Below are 18,783 nucleotides of genomic sequence, written 5' to 3'. Positions count from 1 at the left end.
AGGCAATTGTCCGCTCGCCAACATTGCGGCAACGCCGGCTGGAAAGCTGTTGCGACCGCAAAATTCGAGCCTCAGGACTGGCGCGTCTTGCCCCGTTGCGCTGGCAGTGAGATCTATGACGAGGTCCGGAGGGCCGCGATCGATGGGCGGCAACGGCTCGGACCGGCCCGCCAGCGAGGGACCGAAACGCCGGCTCTCGATCGCCAAGACAGTGTCCAGCCCCCGAGCGGTTGGCGCCGGCGCCGGCGCGTGGCAACTCGAGACCACATAACCTGCCGCACCCAACCGCATGAAAAGCTCATTTTCCCAGCGCCGGGATGCGACGGCGTGGCCGATGATTAAAATATTAGTCAACCCAAGTTATTCTCGTTAAAGCAAAAAATGGCTTTGCTCTGGTATCTTTCCCCACAGTTCCTGGCAAGGGTTGCCCAAGGGGGGCTGCGGACTCTAGCGTTAATCATACGTTAATTTTTTTGAATACGAAGGCGGTTCAGGGCGCTATTGTTAGGCTGAAAGCACATGTCAGCCGGGCGCCCACGCTTTCGGTGACCAGGGTCAACCATGAACGCCGTTTCACATCCGAACTTGCCCTCAAGGCGAAAACTGCTGATCGTGTTCGGCACGAGGCCGGAGGCGCTCAAATGTTTTCCGGTGGCGCGGGCCGCGCTCGCCCATCCAGGCTTCACCACGGAAATATGTGTGACGGGCCAGCATCGCGAGATGGTCAATCAGGTCATCGAACTGACGGGCCTGCCGGTGCACTACGATCTCAACATCATGCAGCCAGGTCAGACGTTGTTCGACGTGACCTCGCGCGTGCTCCTCGGAATGGCGGGGGTGCTGGAGAAGGCGAAGCCGGACATCGTCATCGTCCAGGGCGACACAACCACCGCGATGACCGCGGCTCTAGCTGCCTTCTACAAGCGCATTCCGGTTGCCCATATCGAGGCGGGATTGCGCAGCCACAACATCAACTCTCCCTTTCCGGAGGAACTGAACCGCAAGATTGCCGGCAACATCGCCACCTGGCATTTTGCGCCGACCACCGAGGCGCGCGACAATCTCATCGCCGAAGGAAAGGCTGCGAACACCATCTTCGTAACCGGCAATACCGTGATCGACACGCTGCTGCATTTCTCCAGCGAGATCGATGCCGACAAGTTGATGAACGCCAAGCTCGCCGCTCGTTTCCCCTTCATCGATCCGACCAAGAAAATGATACTCGTCACCGGTCATCGCCGTGAGAATTTCGATGGCGGCATCCAGAGAATCTGCACCGCGCTGAAGGCATTGTCGGCGCGCAGGGATGTGCAGATCATCTACCCGGTCCATCCCAACCCGAATGTGCGCTCCGTGGTCGAGGCCGAAATCGGGACGGTGCCGAACATCCACCTGATCGACCCGCAGGACTATTTGCCGTTCCTGTACCTGCAGAAACAGAGCTACCTGGTGTTGACCGACAGCGGCGGCGTGCAGGAAGAGGCGCCTTCACTCGGCAAGCCGGTGCTGGTGATGCGGGAAAACACGGAGCGACCCGAAGGGATCGCCGCTGGTACTGCCCGGCTGGTCGGCACCGATATCGAAAAAATTCTGGCCAATGCCAATAGCCTGCTCGATGATGAGAGCGTCTATCGCGGCATGGCGGAGAGGCACAATCCATACGGCAATGGCCAAGCTGCGAGCCGGATCGTTGAGGAATTGCTGAATCATGGCTGAAATCAAAACCGTTTCTGTTATCGGCATGGGCTATATCGGCCTGCCGACCTGTGCCATTTTTGCCAGCCGCGGACTCGATGTCATCGGTGTCGATATCAACGAGGCGGTGGTCGCGAAGGTCAACCGCGGCGAAATCCACATCATCGAACCGGACCTGGATGGTTTGATCCAGAAAGTTGTCGCCAATGGCAAGCTCAAGGCATTCAGCACGCCTCAGCCGGCCGATGCCTATATTATCGCCGTTCCAACTCCGATCACCCCGGACCGCAAGCCGGATGTCAGCTACGTGCTTGCGGCAGCGCGAAGCATCGCTCCGGTGCTAAAACGGGACGACCTGGTGGTGCTGGAATCAACATCGCCGGTCGGTACGACGCGTGTCATGACAGCGCTGCTCGCGGAACTGCGACCCGATCTCAAATTTCCCGTTGCGCATGGCGAGGAAGCTGACGTCCTGGTCGCCTACTCTCCCGAGCGCGTGCTGCCGGGAAAGGTGCTGACCGAGCTGATCAACAATGATCGCTCGATCGGCGGACTGTCCCGAAAGTCTTCGGAGCGGACAGCGGCACTCTATTCAAGCTTCGTCGCCGGCGACCTGTTCATAACCCAGGCCGAAAGCGCGGAACTGGTTAAGCTGACTGAAAATGCGTTCCGCGATGTCAATATCGCCTTCGCCAATGAGCTTGCGGCGGTGTGCCAGGATCTGTCGCTCAACGTCTGGGAGGTAATCGATCTCGCCAACCGGCATCCTCGCGTGAACATCCTGCAGCCGAGCCCGGGCGTGGGCGGCCACTGCATTGCGATCGATCCGTATTTTATCATCGACGCCGCACCGAACAATACGCGGCTGATCAGTTCGGCACGGCGCATCAATTCCGAGCGACCCTTGTCGGTGGTCAGGGACATCGAGGCATTGCTCGACCCGACCCGCAAGCAGACGATCGCCTGTCTTGGCCTCAGCTTCAAACCCAATATCGACGATATGCGCGAGAGCCCGGCTGTCGAGGTTGTTAAGCTTCTGTCCAAGATTCCCAATATCAAGATCGTCGCTGCCGAGCCCAATGCGCGTCAGTTGCCACACGAGCTCGAGGGCAGCGGCGTCATGTTCACCGATGCACTTTCCGCTATTGACCAATCCGATATCGTCGTCCTGCTGGTCGACCATAGACAATTCAATCTGATCGATCCCGAAGCGCTCAAGGACAAGAAGCTCGTCGACACACGGGGCCTGTGGACCTGGCGCAAGGCGCGCAAGCCCGACGCCCGCATCGAAGGCAAGAAATCCGAAATGGAACGCTCGCAGTCTCTCGCTCGCACCGGAGAAGCGGCATGAACTCGCATGACCCGGCATGGGCGCAACACTCTCTATTGGCATCACGCCGCCGCGAGTTTCTCGGTGCGACCATCCATGCGCTGACCATGGCCGAGACGCTGGCCATCGCAGACGAGGCGATGGCGACGCGGCGACCGCTTCATCATGTTGTCGTGAACGTCGCCAAGCTTGTGAACATGCGCAAGAATGCCGAACTGCGCGAGGATGTCGTCGGGGCGGATATGGTCAATGTCGACGGCAAAGGCGTGCTTTGGGGCGCGCGGCTCTGCGGCGTCGAGTTGCCGGAGCGTGTGACCGGCGTCGACGTCATGATCAACCTGCTTGCGCTGTGCGCCAAGCGTGGCTATCGCCCCTACCTTTTGGGCGCTGAACAGCACATTCTCGACGCAGTTGAAAGCCGACTTGCCAGAGATCATCCGAGCCTGGCCATTGCCGGCCGGCGCAATGGGTATTTCAAGGCGGAGGAAGAGGCCGCGATCGTCGAGGCCATCAACGCTTCAGGTGCCGACTGCCTGTTTGTGGCGATGCCGACGCCGAGCAAGGAGCGCTTTCTCAAGCGCTATCGCGACGTACTCGCTCCGAGTTTCGTCATGGGCGTGGGCGGCAGCTTCGACGTCTATGGTGGAAAGGTCGCCCGGGCACCGAAACTGGTTCAGGCGGCCGGCCTGGAGTGGCTGTTCCGCGTGGCGCAGGAGCCGCGACGCTTGTGGCGCCGCTACTACGATACCAACACCGCCTATGCACTGCTGCTGTGGCGTGAGTTCTGGTCTCGCCGGGGACGCCGAAACGTCAATCCGTAAGCTCGCGACTTTCAGACAAGCATGCCTCATAGCGCGGGATTTATGCGATCCGGAGCCGTGCCCTTAGCTTGCCGATGAAATGCGTCACGGCCGCGGGGTGAAACAACCAGGTCAGTCCCAGGAAAGCCGCAGCGCCGGCGACGCCGCCCGCCGCGAGCGGAAAGATCGCCGGCATATAGCCCAGCGCAGTGCTGGCGAGGCTGGCGGCCAATCCGGTGCAGATAGAAATTATGATTGAGACAGCGATGTCGCGCCAGGGCACCGGCACCGGCGTGAGCCTCTCGGCGATGACGATGCAGGCTGCAAGACCTGCCAGCGATCCGCCCGCCAACGCCAACGCCGCGCCAACCTCCGCCATGGTGGGAATCAACAGAAAAGACAGTGAAATCGTTGCCACCGAGCCGAAGGAATTGGCGATGATCAGCAACCACGGCCGCTTATGTGCGTGCACCACGACGCCATAAACGAAGCTTGTGAGATTGGCACAAAGAACGCTGAAGGCGATGATCGGGAACAGCAGGCCGAAGCGACCATGATATTCCGCGGGCAGCAGGAGTCGCGTGATGTCGCCGCTGAGCGCGATAAGCATTGCTGCGACCGGCAGGCAAAGGCGTATCATCAAGGCCATGAGTTGCGACAACAACCGCCCGGACGCCTCGGATCCCTCTTCGTCGAAGCGGCTGACCACTTCTGGAAATGCGCCCATGTTGATTGCGTTGGCGACCATATCGATCGGCTGCCGAGCCAATGCGTAGGCGGCTGCGAAGACGGCCACCGCGCCGGCATCGTAGTAGAGCTTGAGGAAGACGCGTTCAGCGCTGTTGAGACCGAAACCGACCAGCGCCATGATGACCAGGGGCACGCCGAGGGCAAAAAACTCCTTGTGGGTGAAGCGCGGCGGGCCGCCAATAACGCGCCCGGATGCCACCACGCACGCCACGATGCCGGCAATCAGCACGGCGAGGCTCGAGCCGAGCGATACCGTCAGAAACGAGCGTTGGAAGATAAGGATGGCGGCGATCGGCAAGGCCAGTTGCAGCAGGCCGCGCAGATATTCAAGCATCGAATAGAGGGAATGACGCTGCTGCATTTGCAGCACCGTCAACGCGAACCGGCTGATGGAGCCGGCAATCAGATAGCTGCAGACGGCGATTGCAAATTCGATCCAGCGCTCCGGCACGATCACCGCCGAGGCGATCACGGATATGATCAGGGCCAGCACCGTGGTGGCAAGCAATACCTGTCCGGCAAGCATCAGGCTGCCACGGCTGACGTCGCCTTTTCCACCAAGCCGCAGCAAGGCAATGCGCAGCCAGTTGGTAACGGCAACATCCGTCATTTCGCCCACGGTGACCACCAGGGTCAGCAGGCCATACTCGGTCTGGTCGATCAACCGCGTCATGACGACCAGCAGGAGCAGAGCGGAAACCCGCGTCAGCAGAATAGCTGGGCCATAGATGAGTGTGGAACGGAGCAGCAAAGGGTTGTCCCGGAAAATTTGCCGTCGATTAACCGTTGACCGACGGGTATTCCAGCATGATGACGGCAAAGGGTGAACGGATACAGTTTGAACCAAAAGATTTGTCGTAAACCTTTTTTGGAACCTTTGCTTTACGGTCACCCGGCATCCGCAATCCAAATGGTGTCATGTTGCAGCGTCTCGCCCACAATAGAAAAATACATGTCCTGGTCGCAACGCCCTCGGGCGTTTCGGGACAAGGCGGCATCGACCGGATCATGGGGGCGCTGAAGCAGGAGTTCGAACGGCAAGAGATCGCCGACATCGATCTGCGCTTTCTTTCCAGCCGTGGCCCGGGACATGTCGGGCTTTCGATCTTCTACATGCTTGGTTTTTGCGCGCGGATGCTTGGGGCCCGCCTCGACAGACGCGCCGACGTCATTCACATCAATATATCGGTCTCCGGCAGCACCTATCGCAAGATGATGATCGCCGCCTGCGCCAGGCTGTTGTCGATACCATATGTCCTTCATCTGCATGGGGCGCAGTATCAGACATTCTGGAAAGATGATCATAGTTTCATGAGCCGCCGTATCAGGGCTCTGTTCGAGCATGCCGGCCGGGTGATTGTCCTGGGCGGGCTTTGGCGCGATTTCGTCGCCAGCCGGGCACCGGCGAACGGCGGCAATATTGTCATCGTTCCCAACGCCACGGCAGTTCCTTCCCTGGCGCATGTCGGCGGAGGCGATCACGTGCACATCCTGTTCCTCGGCCGCATCGGCGAGCGAAAGGGCGTGCCGCAGTTGGGCGAGGCGCTGGAGCGGATGAAACATCTCAGGGGTTGGCGTGCCACGATCGCCGGCGATGGTGAGGTCGAGCCGGCACGAGCGAGGTCGGTCGCTCTAGGGATTGCCGACCGTATTGCTTTTCCGGGCTGGGTGGGACCTGACGAGGTCGCATCACTGATCGCTTCGGCCGATATTCTGGTGCTCCCCTCGTTCGCCGAAAATCTGCCAATGTCGGTGATCGAAGGCATGGCGGCCGGCCTGGCTGTCGTGGCCACCCCGGTTGGCGCGGTCGAGGACATCATCACCCACGAACAATCCGGTCTGTTGGTGCCGCCCGGCGATGTGGCGGCGTTGACCGAGGCGTTAACTCGGCTGGTCGAGGATACGGCGCTGCGCGCGCGGCTTGGCGCCGCCGCCATGGCGGTGCACCGGGAAAGGCTTGAGCTTGCACCGTTTGTCGACGCGATCTGCGATGTCTGGAGATCGGTCGCGTCCGAGGCGCGATCGGTCAAGCGCTGACGCTGTCCTTCATTGTCGTCACTGCGGCGGGCCAAGCGCGAATTCGCGGTGGAATATCTCCAGGTTCAAAAGCGCCCATATCAGTTTTTCGTGGTCCGCGGCGCGCTCGGCGTGCTCCGTGACAATCTGGTCCAGCTTCTTGGCGCTCAAATAGCTACGGATGACCGAATGGGACGAACACAGATGGTCTCGTACATAATCGCTCATCGACCCGCGGAACCATTCGGCGACGGGCACCTTGAAGCCGATCTTTGGCCGGTTGAGGGCCTCGTCGGGAACCATGCCGGCCATGCAGTCGCGCAGGATCTGTTTGCTGCCCAGGAGACCGAGCCTGTAACGATCGGGCAGCTGGCTGACGAAGGAAACCAGATCGCGATCAAGGAATGGCATTCGCCCCTCGATTGAACCGGCCATCATCATCCGGTCGCCCCGTTCCAAGAGGTTGTCGGGCAACCACGATGTCTGATCAAAAAACAACACACGGCGCAGATGGGATTCCGTCACACTCGAAGAGAACGGGAAATCGTTGCGGTCATGGCCGCAAGTGGCCAACCCACCGAGGAGCGAATCGCGTTCCCGCGCCGTCATGGCTCCAAACCAGGAGATCATCCGGGTTGCAAAGTCCCGTTCACCCGCGCTTCGGGCAAATATGTCGAACTTGGCCGATGCGCCGGGCAATGCGCGCATCAAAGGGGCGAGGAGATTGTTGTGAAGCGACGCTGGAACAAGTGACCGGTAGACACCCGCCAGAGACTCTGCGCGATGTTTGGGGTAGCCGCCGAGAATCTCGTCCGCCCCTTCGCCCGTAAGCACCATCTTGACGTCCCGCGAGGCTCGAACCGACATCAGGTAAATTGGAATGTCCGTACTTTGTGAAACAGGTGCCCCCCGATGGCGGACCATCTTAGGCAGATGATTCATCAGGTCATCCGCCTGGATGACGATTTCGCAATGATCGGTCTTGAAATGATCGGCGACGCGCCGGGCGAATGGAAGCTCGCTGTAAGCCTGTTCGCTGAAACCGACCGAAAACGTACGAATCGGGTTGTCGCTGTGCCTGGTCATCAGGGCAACGATTGCCGACGAGTCGAGCCCCCCGGATAGAAAGGCGCCAAACCGCGCATCACTGCGCATCCTGATCTCGACAGAACGGTCGAGCAATTCCAGAAATCGTCGCTTGGCGGTTCCTGGATCGATATCCGCTGTCAGATCGGTCTGATCCGGGGGCGCATAATAGCGCGTTTCCGTTACTTCCCCTTGCGACCACACAGCGTAGCTTCCCGGGTTGAGCTTACGGATCTGTTTGAAAAGCGTCCGCGGTCCAGGCACGTAACGCCAGGTCAGATACTCGCGCACTCCATCCAGATCGAGCTGCTGGCCATCTGGCTGCGCAGACAACAACGCGCTGATCTCCGAGGCAAACGACAGCAAATTTCTGCCTTGCATGAGGTAAAGGGGTTTTTTTCCAAAGGGGTCGCGAGCGAGGATCAATTCGCGCCGTTGAGCGTCCCACAGCGCAAAAGCGAACATCCCGCTCAATCGGTCGAACATGGCCAGGCGCCACTGGTCATAAGCCCTGAGCAGCACTTCCGTGTCGGAGCGTGTGCGAAAACGGTGACCGAGACCGATCAACTCCTCACGCAGCTCGATGTAGTTGTATATTTCGCCGTTGAAAATAATCCGGAGCCGTCCGTCCTCGGTCTGCATCGGCTGATTTGAATCGGCGTTTAAGTCAATAATCGCCAGGCGGCGATGCACCAATGCCAACTGGTCCCCGCCTGTATTCAGGTCCAGGAGTTCGATGCCTTCGGCATCGGGACCACGATGCTGCAAGGCATTCGACATCCCGACGGCCCGATCTTGTGGCTTCTCGACCCTGCGCCCAATCCAGCCGGCAATTCCGCACATTCTTTCCCTTGGCCCTCTTTCCCTTGTTTGCGTATGATCGAGGACACCAATCTACAGCGAATATATTAAATAGCTGCTCGGTGGAGTGATTTTAAAACTGAGCCTGATTTGGTTCGATCAGGCCCTCTCGGCTGCAACTGGAGACGACAGTCCTTGGGTTTCCACGCGATTGATCGCCAGCAACCAGGCAGACCGCTCGAACCGATCCTGACCCGATGACGAGTTATCGCAGGCCTAGTGCCCGCAACATCTCCCGGTCCGGGATCGCAGGCCCCTTGGGTTGGATAACACTCATTCCGTAAGGATTGGAGAATTCCCAGGCCGACCACGGCATCGCGAAACGTTCCGCCTCTCTGCGCACTGCCATGAGATAGCGCAGGCGATCAGCATCGAAAGCTCCCATGCGGCCATCCGCAGACATCAGGATAACGCCGAATTCGCCCACGAACAGGCGTCGGCTCGCTATGCCATGGGCTTCAGCCCAGTCGACCGCCTGACGGAAACCCGCTTCGAGCTGGCTCTGCCCCCAATTCTGCTCAAAGTATCGGGCGATCGTTTCACGCGCCGAGGCCATGTTCATCACCTCTTCGATCTGGCTCAAGCCGGCGGCGTCCATCTGCGCCTTGAGGGTTTCGGCGACCACTTCGGGCGTGCTGGCGTCGGCAGGCCAGGGAAGGCCGGAGGAGAAAGCGTTCTTGTCATCGGCCCGCTGGTGCGTGAAGCTGTGCGGATCATACATGTGGAAGCTGTAATAGACGTTGGGGTCGTCGAAGTTGGGGTCCAGGTTGACCAGTCCCGCGATGCTCCCGCCGCAGGCGCCGGTCGCGACGATGGTGAGTTCGCTGCTGACGGCGCGAATATCGCGAACCGTGCCTGCCATGATCCGCTGCCAGTCATCGCTGCCGCTTGAATCGCAAGGGTAGTAGGCGGGCTCGTTATAGGGCTCGAGGGCGACCTTGTCGGCGCCAATTTTGATCAGCATGGCAGCCACCGCCACTACCATTTTGCGATAGCGGGCAACACCCTCGCTGTCGGCCCCGCCATGGATCATTTCCATGCTGTAGGCCGGAACCTGGCTGACGCCATGCAGATCGAAAACCACCTTGAGCCCGCTTGAAACCACCCGCTGCACCGCAGCGGCAAGCATGTCCAGCGCCTGTTGTCGTTTGGCGCCCTCGCTGGCAAGCAGAGGGCCAGGGTCGACACTCAGCCGGACAAAGTCGAAGCCCATGGATCGAATGCGACCAAACTGGTCGCCGTCCGGCCAATCGGTGAGCGGCCTGCCGCCCGCAAGCCATTCCTTCTCGCTGCGATAGGGCGGCCATTTGTAGGAACCATCTTTCTCCACCGGCGACCAGTTGAGCCATTCATGGACGCCAACGCCGCGCTCAAGCGGGATCGGCGCCGCCTCGGCTGACAAAGCCATGCCAAGCGCGCACGCTATGACGTAGACAACTTTTCTCATCGCAAAACTCCGCGTCATGGCCGAAGATATTAACCGCGGGAACGGAAAAGAGGATGCCGCCACACGCTTTTTCGACGGGATGGTGTATGAGGATCAAAATCTTGGCGGAGCGCGGATGAGGGTCGGGTGGTATTTCAACCGATTGCGCAGCATGGAGTTGGCCGAGATATTGCATCGGTTGGACGAGCAGCGCCGGAGGACCGTTTCGCGCCGCCGCGACAACGGCTGGCAGCGCTATGCGTCGCCGCAGTTGCACCCGGTGCTGCACGGATTGCGGAATGCTGTGCCGGCCGCTGCGACACCAGCCCAGCGGCAAGCTATCGAGGCGGCTGCGCAAAACACTCTTCGGGGCCAGTTTTCAGCACTTGGGCAGACCTGGCCACAGCGAGACCCCTATACTCTCTTTCCACCCGAGCTCTGGCGCCTTGATCCGGTGACCGGCCGGCTTTGGCCAGGCCCCAAGACCCATACTTTCGATATCGATTTTCGCCATGCCACCGGCCGTGGCGATGTAAAATATGTCTGGGAAATCAACCGGCTGCAGCAACTGCCGCCACTGGCTGCCCATCTGCTTCTCACCGGCGATGATCAATCCCGTGCGGCCATCGAGGCGGCGATCGAGAGCTGGCATTTCGCCAACCCACCATTTCGGGGCGTTGGCTGGGCCTCGGGCATCGAGGTCGCGCTACGAGCCATCAGCCTGATTGTCACGCTCGACCTCGTCGGCGACCGGCTTGGCGCGGCGACGCGAGAAAAAGTCGGTGAAATACTGGCGGCAAGCGCCTATTGGCTGCCGCGGTTTCCCTCCCGTTTTTCGTCCGCCAACAACCATCTCGTCGCGGAATTGGCTGGCGAATATTTGATCGGTCTGGCTTTCGGGGCCGAGGTGGCTCGCGAGTCGCTCCTGGCTGAGGTGCTCAAACAGATCCTGGCCGATGGCGCCGGGGCCGAGCAGACCCCGACCTACGCCGCCTTCAGTGCCGAACTTTTCCTGCTGTGCGCTGCGGCGGCGCGCCAGGCCGGACTGCCTTTTCCCCAGCCCGTCGAAGCGCGTTTGGCCGCTTTCGCCAATTTCGCAGGCTGGCTCCCGCCGAAAACCAGCGGCTTCGGCGACAATGATGAAGGCCGCGTGATCACGCTGGGGGGCGAAACCGATTATGTCGGATCGGTCGCGGCCGCCATCCGTGGTTTTCTACGGATGCCGGGCAGCGCACCGGAGCCTGGCGATTTTCGTGCGCTTTTCTTCGGTGCGCCACCGCGGCCGGCGCCGGTGCCGAATGGATTGCATACATTCACGCAAGGCGGGCTCTCCGTCTGGCGCGGCGAGATGAATGGTCGCAACGTCCATCTGACATACGACCACGGCCCGCTGGGCTACCTTTCGATAGCGGCGCACGGTCATGCCGACGCGCTGTCGCTCACCCTGTGCATTGACGGCGATCCGGTGCTGGTCGACCCCGGCACATGGCTCTATGGTTCGGGGGGAGGCTGGCGCGACTGGTTCCGCTCGACGCCGGCGCACAACACGCTGAACCTAGAGGGTAAAAGCCAAAGCATCATCTCCGGGGCGTTCAACTGGTCGCACAAGGCGGTTGCGACATTGGTGGAGAGCGAGCCGGGGCCGCACTGGAGGCTGTGTGCCCGACATGACGGGTACAAAGGCCGCTTCGGCGTTGTGCATCAACGCGCCGTGACACGCGATGGCGACGGCATCCTCGTGACCGACCAACTGCTCGGCGGCAGCCGCGTCGCTGAGATCGTCTTCCAACTCGCCGCCGACCTCCACGCCAACAGGGATGGAAACATTGTCACGATATTGCGCGGCGCTGAACCTTTGATGACTATCCACTTTCCAGACGCAGCGATCCACATCCGTTCCGGCGGCGACACACCGGGCCAGGGCGGCTGGGTTTCGCCGCGTTTTGGTGCAAGGCAGCCAGCCGAACGCCTCGCATGGCGTGGCCAAGTAGGCGAAAAGGGAGTAGTCATCCGGCTCGCGCCAAGTCCGCCGCAGACCCGATAACGGGCAGGTTGCAGGCGCAGCGTTCGACATTAATTACGTTCAGATATTTAGCGGTTTTGACACCGTTGATCTGCTAATTTGGCCATGATTGTTCTGCCAGTCGCATCCCGATACACAGTTGCGGGCAGCATATGATAGGCCTGGCAATATGTGCTTCGCGACGAGCCGGATCACCATTTCACCACCTAGGAGCCACTGCATCGATGTTTTCGGAATTCGCCAGAGTGATCGTGGAAAAACTCTCACACATCGATCTGCTGACACTCGGTCTCCTGTTGCTCACGGCGCTGGGGAGCGCGGTGGTCGCCTACTGGCGAACGGTCGAACAGAAATCCTTCCGGGACTTTTTCGACTTCGCCTTTCCCGCGGAAGTCATCATGCACCCATCGGCGCGAGCGGACGCATTGTTCTGGATCACGAAAAGGCTGGTGATGCCCTTCCTGCTCATTCCCGCCGGTGTCACCTTCGTTGCCGCCACGGGATATGCAACAAACCAGGCAGTCGGCTGGCTCTTCAGCATCTCGCAACCGCTGATACCCGGCCCCGCCGGCCCAGTGACGATCATCCTCTTCACCGCAACCATGCTCGTTGCTTACGATATCTCCTACTACCTATATCACGTTGCCCAGCACCGTTTCCCGTTCCTGTGGGAATTGCACAAGGTGCATCATTCGGCCGAAGTGATGGTTGGGATCACCAAGGACCGGGTTCACCCCCTGGACGATCTGATGAACCGGATCTGGGACGGCGTCATACCGGGGATCAGTTTCGGCTTGTGGAGCCTGATTGCGCTTGATCCGGTCGAGATCGCCATATTTGGCATCAACGTCTATGTCATTCGCAACATTCTCATGATGGACTTTGTTCGCCACACGCATCTGAAGATTTCCTTCGGCCGGTTGAACGGCGTCATCTTGTGTCCGCACTGGCACCAGGTGCATCACAGTGTCGACCCTCGCCACTACGACAAGAATTTCGGGCTGCTTTTTTCATTCTGGGATCGCATATTCGGAACGCAGTTCATCCCGGATCCGGACGAAGACCTCAAGTTTGGACTGATAGATCGCGACGTACGCGACTATCAGTCGCTTTTCGGACTTTACGTGCTGCCGCTCAAGAAAATGGCAAACCATATCATGCGACTTTTTCAAAAGCGCATCGATGTCGCGCAGCCGCAGGACCGTCTCCAACCATGAACAAAATGGCTTCGATTGACGCTGTTGGTGCGGAGCGACTGGAAATCGTCAGTTCGACGGATCGCCTGGCCGCCATCGAAGCCGAATGGGTAGACCTATGGCATCGTACCCATGCACTGATCTTTCAGAGCCATGCCTGGGTTTCGGCATGGTGGAGCACCGTGCGTGACCGCGACCGGCGCTCGCTGCGGATCGGCCTGGTATGGAGCGATGACAGGCTGGTCGCTGTCATTCCCCTGGCGATCGGCAGACGAAAAGGACTTCGGCTCCTCGAATGGGCCGCCAATAGCTATACGGACTATGGTGATATTCTTGTCGCGCCGGAATGCTCCCTATCGGCCCTCCAGAACCTCTGGAACCGGATCTGTTCGGCGGGTGGCTTCGATCTTGCTTTTATCAATCGTCTGTCGCCGGATGCGGCAGCCCGCAGGATTTTTACACCGGGCTCTTCCAGCGGCGTCAAGCTTCGCGCCAATCACCGGGAGGAAGTCAGTTATCGCGTCGCTGGACAGTGGGCCAGCGGAGCAGCATGGCTGGCGGACCAGCCGAAAAAGATGCGCCAGAACTATCGGCGCGGCATCAAGATACTGGAAGAAACAGGCGAAGTGAAATTCCGCCTCCTGTCGGCCGACGAGCCGCTGCAGCCATTGCTGGAGCGACTGTCGGCGCTGAAGCGCAGATGGCTGGAAAAGCACACGCGTGAATCCGACCTTTTCGAAGAGGGCGAGCCGGTTCTTGCCGCCCTGGTGGACGCGCTGTCACGCGCCGGTGTGCTGCGCATTTTCGTACTTGAATGCAATGGTGCGATGGTCGCGGTTTCCATCAACATCGTCCAGCACAACGTCATGATGGCATTCGTTACCACCTACGACCCTGATTTTAGCCGAGCGTCGCCGGGTGCGGTCCTGATTACGGAGTATATACAGTGGTCGTTTGATCACGGCTTGGGATTGGTCGATTTCCTCTGTGGCGGAGAGGCCTTCAAACATAGGTTTGCAACACAGGCCGTTACCCTCCAATCCGTTCTTGGGGCACGCACTGTGCAGGGCGCGCTCGCTTCTCTCGCTGATCGTATCTGTCAGACGATCCGCGTACGCTCACGCGGATTGGCGTCGGCGAATCCAGAGCGCCCGCCCGATGAGACTGCTTAATTTAGCTGGATAACTTGGGCATAAGCCGCCGAGCGTTGAGGGCTGGCGTGCGACATGGGCGCGCCATTCGAAAATCCGCGTCGATTGCGCCTCGGAATCGGGACCGAATGGGTCCGCAGGTGCAGACTTCAGCCAATTCCCGCAAATCACGTCTCTCGAGGCGCAGTTTGTCGTCTGCGAAGCGTTGCAACACGTTCGTTGGCGTCACAACGGTAGCAGGCTAGGTCCTGAAAATCATTGAAGATTTTTTCGGACAGGGCGCTACCATAGGTCGGCGTTTTTTCTATAATTTCAGTAGCTTAAGGTAGGCTGGTAGCGGGAGAGGGACTTGAACCCCCGACCCCAGGATTATGATTCCCGTGCTCTAACCAACTGAGCTACCCCGCCAGGGCGGCGAAAGGCCCGAAATCCGCCTTAAATCGAAAGGCATTTCGAGGCGTTCGCCAAGGTCGCGCGGATATAAGGTTGGGAGGGCGAGCCTGTCAAGCATCGATGCGCGAGGGCGCCGGCATATTGTCGCCGGTAAAAGCTTTGCCGGGCTGGCATCTCCGGTAAGCCACCGGGGTTGAGTTCGACGGGGCACGCCGCTATGTCTCGGCCAAGAAATTAGAGTTTGAAGCTGATGAAGCCGCGCATTGCAGTCCTCGGTTGCGGATACTGGGGCAGCAACCACATCCGCACCCTCAAGGCGCTCGGCGCGCTACATGCGGTTTCCGATGCCAATCGGGCGCGGGCCGAAGGCTTTGCCAGCGAGCAGGACTGCCTGGCGATCGAGCCCGACCAGCTGTTCGTGCGTGATGATATCGACGCCATCGTCATGGCGCTGCCGCCGCAATTCCATGCCGATCTTGCCGTGCGCGCCGCTGAGGCCGGCAAGGACGTGCTGGTGGAAAAGCCGATTGCGTTGACCGTGCCCGACGCCGAGCGCGCCGTGCTGGCGGCCAGGGACAACGGCCGCGTGTTCATGGTCGGCCATGTCTTGCGATTCCATCCCGCCTTCGAGACGCTGAAGGCGCTGATCGACAATGGCGAGCTCGGCGAGGTTCGCTACATCCACTCGCACCGGCTCGGCCTCGGCAAATTCCACACCGAGAACGACGCACTGTGGGATCTGGCGCCGCACGATCTGTCGATGATCCTGGCCATCACCGGCACCGAGCCGATCGACGTCAGGGGCGAGGGGGCCGCACTCCTCGACAATCTCAGCGATTTCGCGCATCTGCACATGCGTTTTCCCAATGGCTTGCGCAGCCATCTCTTCACCTCGCGGCTCAATCCCTATCGCGAGCGGCGGCTGACCGTGGTCGGCACCAAGGCAATGGCGGTGTTCGACGATGTCGAGCCATGGGAGCGCAAGCTGGCCGTCTACCGCCACGCGGTGTGGCAGGACAGCGGCCAGTGGGCCTTCACCACCAACGAGCCGTCCTATGTCGCGGTCGGCCAGGGCATGCCGCTGACGCGCGAGCTCGAGCACTTCATCCAGTGTATCGAGACGCGGGCCGAGCCGCGCACCAGCGGCGAGGAAGCCATCAGGGTGCTCCGCATCCTGACGGCGGGTACAGTCACGCACACAAAGTCCTGAGACCGTTTCGAAACTCTGCCCTTAAGGCAGATCGAAACTAAAACTGTCTCCGAGAGGGGTAGTGTTTACTCTGCGGGAATCTGCGCCGGCCTGGCTGCGAGCCGGCTGAGCATGGCTTCGGCCTCGGCGCCGCGCTCGGAGCGCTCGATGAAGCCGCCGCCGAAGACGCGGGCTTCGTTGCCGTCGTCGGAATAGAGCACGCAGGCCTGTCCGGGCGCGATGCCGGACTCGCCGTCGACCAGTTCGACAAAGGTGCTGCCGGCGCGGTGATGCAGCACGGCCGGGCGCGGCGGCCGCGTCGAGCGGACCTTGGCGAACAGCTCCATGCCGGCGGCCGGAATGTCGGACAGCGCGCGATCGCCCAGCCAGTTCATGTTGCGCAGATAGATCTTGTGGGTCTCCAGCGCCTCGCGCGGGCCGACGATGACACGGGCCCGGTCGGCGTCGAGATGGACGACGTAAAGCGGCTCGCCCGAGGCGATGCCGATGCCGCGGCGCTGGCCGATCGTATAGCGCAGGATGCCGTCATGGCGACCGAGCACGCGGCCGTCGATATGGACGATGTCGCCTGGGTTGGCGGCAGCTGGCTTCAGCTTGGCGATGATGTCGGAATATTTGCCCTGCGGCACGAAGCAGATGTCCTGACTGTCCTGCTTGGCGGCAACGGTCAGCCCCATTTCTTCGGCGATGGCCCGCACCGCAGGCTTGGACAGCCCACCCAGCGGAAAGCGCAGATAGTCGATCTGCGCCTGCGTGGTGGCAAACAGGAAATAGCTCTGGTCGCGGTCGGCATCGACGGGCCGGAACAGCGCGCGGTGGGCGCCATTGGCCCCGGAGCGGATATAGTGGCCGGTGGCGAGCGCATCGGCGCCAAGGTCCTTGGCGGTGGCCAAAAGGTCGGCGAACTTCACCGTCTGATTGCAAGAGACGCACGGAATGGGCGTTTCGCCGGCGACGTAGCTTTCGGCAAACGGGTCGATGACCGCCTTACGGAAGCGCTCCTCATAGTCGAGCACGTAATGCGGAATGCCCAGTGTCTCGGAAACGCGGCGGGCATCGTCAATGTCCTGGCCGGCGCAGCACGACCCGGCCCGGTGCGTTGCGGCGCCATGGTCGTAGAGCTGCAGCGTGACGCCGACGACATCATAGCCTTCGCGCTTCAAAAGGCCGGCAACGACAGACGAATCCACACCGCCCGACATGGCGACGACGATGCGGGTGTTTTGCGGGCTGGCGGGAAGGTCGAGGCTGTTCATGGTTCTTTCGTTCTGCGCGGCGCTTCAATGGCAGTGGCGCGAATATAGGTCAACCACACCAGCGGCGCCAGCTTTGCGGCGGTGCCGATTTTGCGGGAAAATTGCGCGCCTGCCCGCCGTTGCCTCAAATGCCGACGAAAAGACTAACGCGGCGTTCATGATCCTTACCTACTCATTAGGGTTCGCTTAGGCAATTTTTAAAGCTGTGGCGGTAATGTGGTGGGGATTGGGTCTTTGAGTTTTTAGTAGAGAGTACGATGACCGATCTTGTTAGACCGCGAGTCAAATATGTTATTGGGCCTGACGGCAGCCCTCTTACGATTGCCGATCTTCCGCCGACGAATACACGTCGCTGGGTTATCCGGCGCAAGGCGGAAGTGGTTGCTGCGGTGCGCGGCGGGCTTTTGAGCCTCGACGAGGCATGCCAGCGCTACAAGCTGACCACCGAGGAATTCCTGTCCTGGCAAGCGTCGATCGACGAATACGGCCTTGCCGGGCTGCGCACGACGCGCATCCAGCAATACCGGCACTAGAGCCAGGACCACAATAGAAAAGGGCGCGGTAACCGCGCCCTTTTGCCTGTCGGTGATGCCTGCTGCTTCAGACCGTCAGCACCACCTTGCCGATCGGCCTGGTGGCGAGAAAAGCGTGCGCGGCGCCCGCCTGTTCGAGCGGAAAGCTCTTTGCCACATGGACCGCAAGCTTTCCCGCATCGACCAGTTTGCCAAGTTCGACGAGGCCTTCACGGTCGGGCACGACGGACATGCGCTCGACGCGGATCCCACGCGCAGCAGCCTTGGCTCGGGTGGTGTCGTGGACATTGAGCAGCGACACCAAGGCGCCACCGTCCTTCAGGACTGTCAGCGATTGGTCGGCATGGTCGCCGCCCATCGGCTCCAGCACCAGGTCGACGTCGCTGACCTCGGCGGTGAAATCTCGCTTGGTGTAGTCGACCACTTCATCGGCGCCGAGCGAGCGGACGAAATCGAGTTTCTTCGGGCTGGCGGTGGCGATGACATAAGCGCCGTGCGCCTTGGCGATCTGCACCGCCAGATGCCCGACGCCGCCGGCCGCAGCATGGATCAACACGCGCTGGCCGCGCTTCAGGCCGCCATGGCGGACAAGACCTTGCCAGGCGGTCAGACCGGCCAGCGGCAGCGCGCCGGCATGATTGTGGTCAATGCCTTGCGGCTTCGGTGCGATTTCATCGGCCGGGGTGACAGCGAGCTCCGCATAGGCCGCGGCCTGCTTGGGAAAATGCGGCATGCCGAACACGGCGTCACCGACCTTGAGGCCGCCATCGACGCCTGGGCCTACCGCCTCGACCGTGCCTGAAATATCCCAGCCCAAAGTGAAGGGCGGTTCGCCCAGCAAAGGATAGTAACCGGCGCGCACCGAGCCATCGACCGGATTGATGCCGGCGGCATGCACGCGCACGAGCACTTCGCCTGACTTGGGCGAGGGCGCAGGGCGATCGGCGATGACGAGGACGTCGGGTCCGCCGACGGAATTCTGGACAACGGCACGCATGGGAGGCTCCTGCTGGGGTTTCTGTGCCACTATCATTTGGATAGTAATACTCCCTTGTCC

Annotated in this window: 14 protein-coding genes and 1 tRNA gene; 9 read left to right on the top strand and 6 right to left on the bottom strand. The window is 60.6% G+C overall.

What is annotated here, in order from left to right:
* Nucleotides 1–561 precede the first annotated feature (561 nt).
* From wecB to AC3EML_RS28400, 3 genes are read left to right on the top strand one after another with little or no spacing between them, the layout of a single operon-like run.
* A complete protein-coding gene (gene wecB / locus AC3EML_RS28410) occupies nt 562–1,716 on the top strand; it encodes a non-hydrolyzing UDP-N-acetylglucosamine 2-epimerase (protein WP_023737705.1) in 1,155 nt (384 codons plus the stop codon).
* A complete protein-coding gene (gene wecC / locus AC3EML_RS28405; protein ID WP_023686301.1) occupies nt 1,709–3,046 on the top strand; it encodes a UDP-N-acetyl-D-mannosamine dehydrogenase in 1,338 nt (445 codons plus the stop codon). The genes wecB and wecC overlap by 8 nt, the downstream gene beginning before the upstream one ends.
* Nucleotides 3,043–3,846: a WecB/TagA/CpsF family glycosyltransferase gene (locus AC3EML_RS28400; protein ID WP_023725122.1), complete on the top strand. Its 804-nt coding sequence runs from the start codon at nt 3,043–3,045 to the stop codon at nt 3,844–3,846. The genes wecC and AC3EML_RS28400 overlap by 4 nt, the downstream gene beginning before the upstream one ends.
* Before the next feature lie 40 nt (nt 3,847–3,886).
* Here AC3EML_RS28400 and AC3EML_RS28395 read toward each other — a convergent pair whose 3' ends face one another.
* Nucleotides 3,887–5,326, bottom strand: coding sequence for a lipopolysaccharide biosynthesis protein (locus tag AC3EML_RS28395; protein ID WP_027049859.1), 1,440 nt, complete (start codon nt 5,324–5,326; stop codon nt 3,887–3,889).
* A 167-nt stretch (nt 5,327–5,493) separates the two neighbouring features.
* Between AC3EML_RS28395 and AC3EML_RS28390 the strand changes: the two genes are divergently transcribed.
* Nucleotides 5,494–6,612 carry a glycosyltransferase family 4 protein gene (locus AC3EML_RS28390; protein ID WP_023833543.1) on the top strand — a complete coding sequence of 373 codons (1,119 nt, stop codon included), beginning with the start codon at nt 5,494–5,496 and terminating at the stop codon, nt 6,610–6,612.
* An 18-nt stretch (nt 6,613–6,630) separates the two neighbouring features.
* Here AC3EML_RS28390 and asnB read toward each other — a convergent pair whose 3' ends face one another.
* Nucleotides 6,631–8,520, bottom strand: coding sequence for an asparagine synthase (glutamine-hydrolyzing) (asnB, locus tag AC3EML_RS28385; protein ID WP_027049860.1), 1,890 nt, complete (start codon nt 8,518–8,520; stop codon nt 6,631–6,633).
* A gap of 223 nt (nt 8,521–8,743) precedes the next feature.
* Nucleotides 8,744–9,985, bottom strand: a complete 1,242-nt coding sequence (locus AC3EML_RS28380; RefSeq protein WP_352521383.1) for a glycoside hydrolase family 5 protein — start codon at nt 9,983–9,985, stop codon at nt 8,744–8,746.
* Between the two features lie 16 nt (nt 9,986–10,001).
* Here AC3EML_RS28380 and AC3EML_RS28375 point away from each other — a divergent pair, with 16 nt between their 5' ends.
* From AC3EML_RS28375 to AC3EML_RS28365, 3 genes are all read left to right on the top strand, one after another.
* Nucleotides 10,002–12,008, top strand: a complete 2,007-nt coding sequence (locus AC3EML_RS28375; RefSeq protein ID WP_023671805.1) for a heparinase II/III family protein — start codon at nt 10,002–10,004, stop codon at nt 12,006–12,008.
* 203 nt (nt 12,009–12,211) lie between these two features.
* Entirely contained in the window at nt 12,212–13,204 is a 993-nt protein-coding gene (locus tag AC3EML_RS28370; protein ID WP_023686296.1) for a sterol desaturase family protein, read from the top strand.
* The gene (locus AC3EML_RS28365) at nt 13,201–14,355 is read left to right on the top strand and encodes a GNAT family N-acetyltransferase (protein ID WP_023696861.1); all 1,155 of its coding nucleotides are present in this window, start codon (nt 13,201–13,203) and stop codon (nt 14,353–14,355) included. Before AC3EML_RS28370 ends, AC3EML_RS28365 begins: the two co-directional genes overlap by 4 nt.
* Nucleotides 14,356–14,665: 310 nt before the next feature.
* Here the strand turns inward: AC3EML_RS28365 and AC3EML_RS28360 are convergent.
* Nucleotides 14,666–14,742 (bottom strand) — tRNA-Met (locus AC3EML_RS28360).
* Nucleotides 14,743–14,977: 235 nt separating this feature from the next.
* On the opposite strand from AC3EML_RS28360, the gene AC3EML_RS28355 reads away from it, so the two are divergent.
* The gene (locus AC3EML_RS28355) at nt 14,978–15,937 is read left to right on the top strand and encodes a Gfo/Idh/MocA family protein (protein ID WP_352521467.1); all 960 of its coding nucleotides are present in this window, start codon (nt 14,978–14,980) and stop codon (nt 15,935–15,937) included.
* Between the two features lie 65 nt (nt 15,938–16,002).
* Here the strand turns inward: AC3EML_RS28355 and mnmA are convergent, their stop codons facing one another.
* Complete coding sequence (gene mnmA, locus AC3EML_RS28350; RefSeq protein ID WP_023683624.1) at nt 16,003–17,193, bottom strand: tRNA 2-thiouridine(34) synthase MnmA; 1,191 nt, start codon at nt 17,191–17,193, stop codon at nt 16,003–16,005.
* A gap of 257 nt (nt 17,194–17,450) precedes the next feature.
* On the opposite strand from mnmA, the gene sciP reads away from it, so the two are divergent.
* Nucleotides 17,451–17,726 (top strand): CtrA inhibitor SciP, encoded by a 276-nt coding sequence (gene sciP / locus AC3EML_RS28345; protein WP_013529904.1) that lies wholly within the window; start codon nt 17,451–17,453, stop codon nt 17,724–17,726.
* A 67-nt stretch (nt 17,727–17,793) separates the two neighbouring features.
* Here sciP and AC3EML_RS28340 read toward each other — a convergent pair whose 3' ends face one another.
* A complete protein-coding gene (locus tag AC3EML_RS28340; protein ID WP_352521382.1) occupies nt 17,794–18,723 on the bottom strand; it encodes an NADP-dependent oxidoreductase in 930 nt (309 codons plus the stop codon).
* Nucleotides 18,724–18,783 lie beyond the last annotated feature (60 nt).

The sequence above is a fragment of the Mesorhizobium sp. P170090 genome (assembly GCF_057786115.1).
The sequence above is the reverse complement of the archived record's forward strand: the minus strand, read 5'-3'. Positions and strand labels throughout refer to the sequence as shown.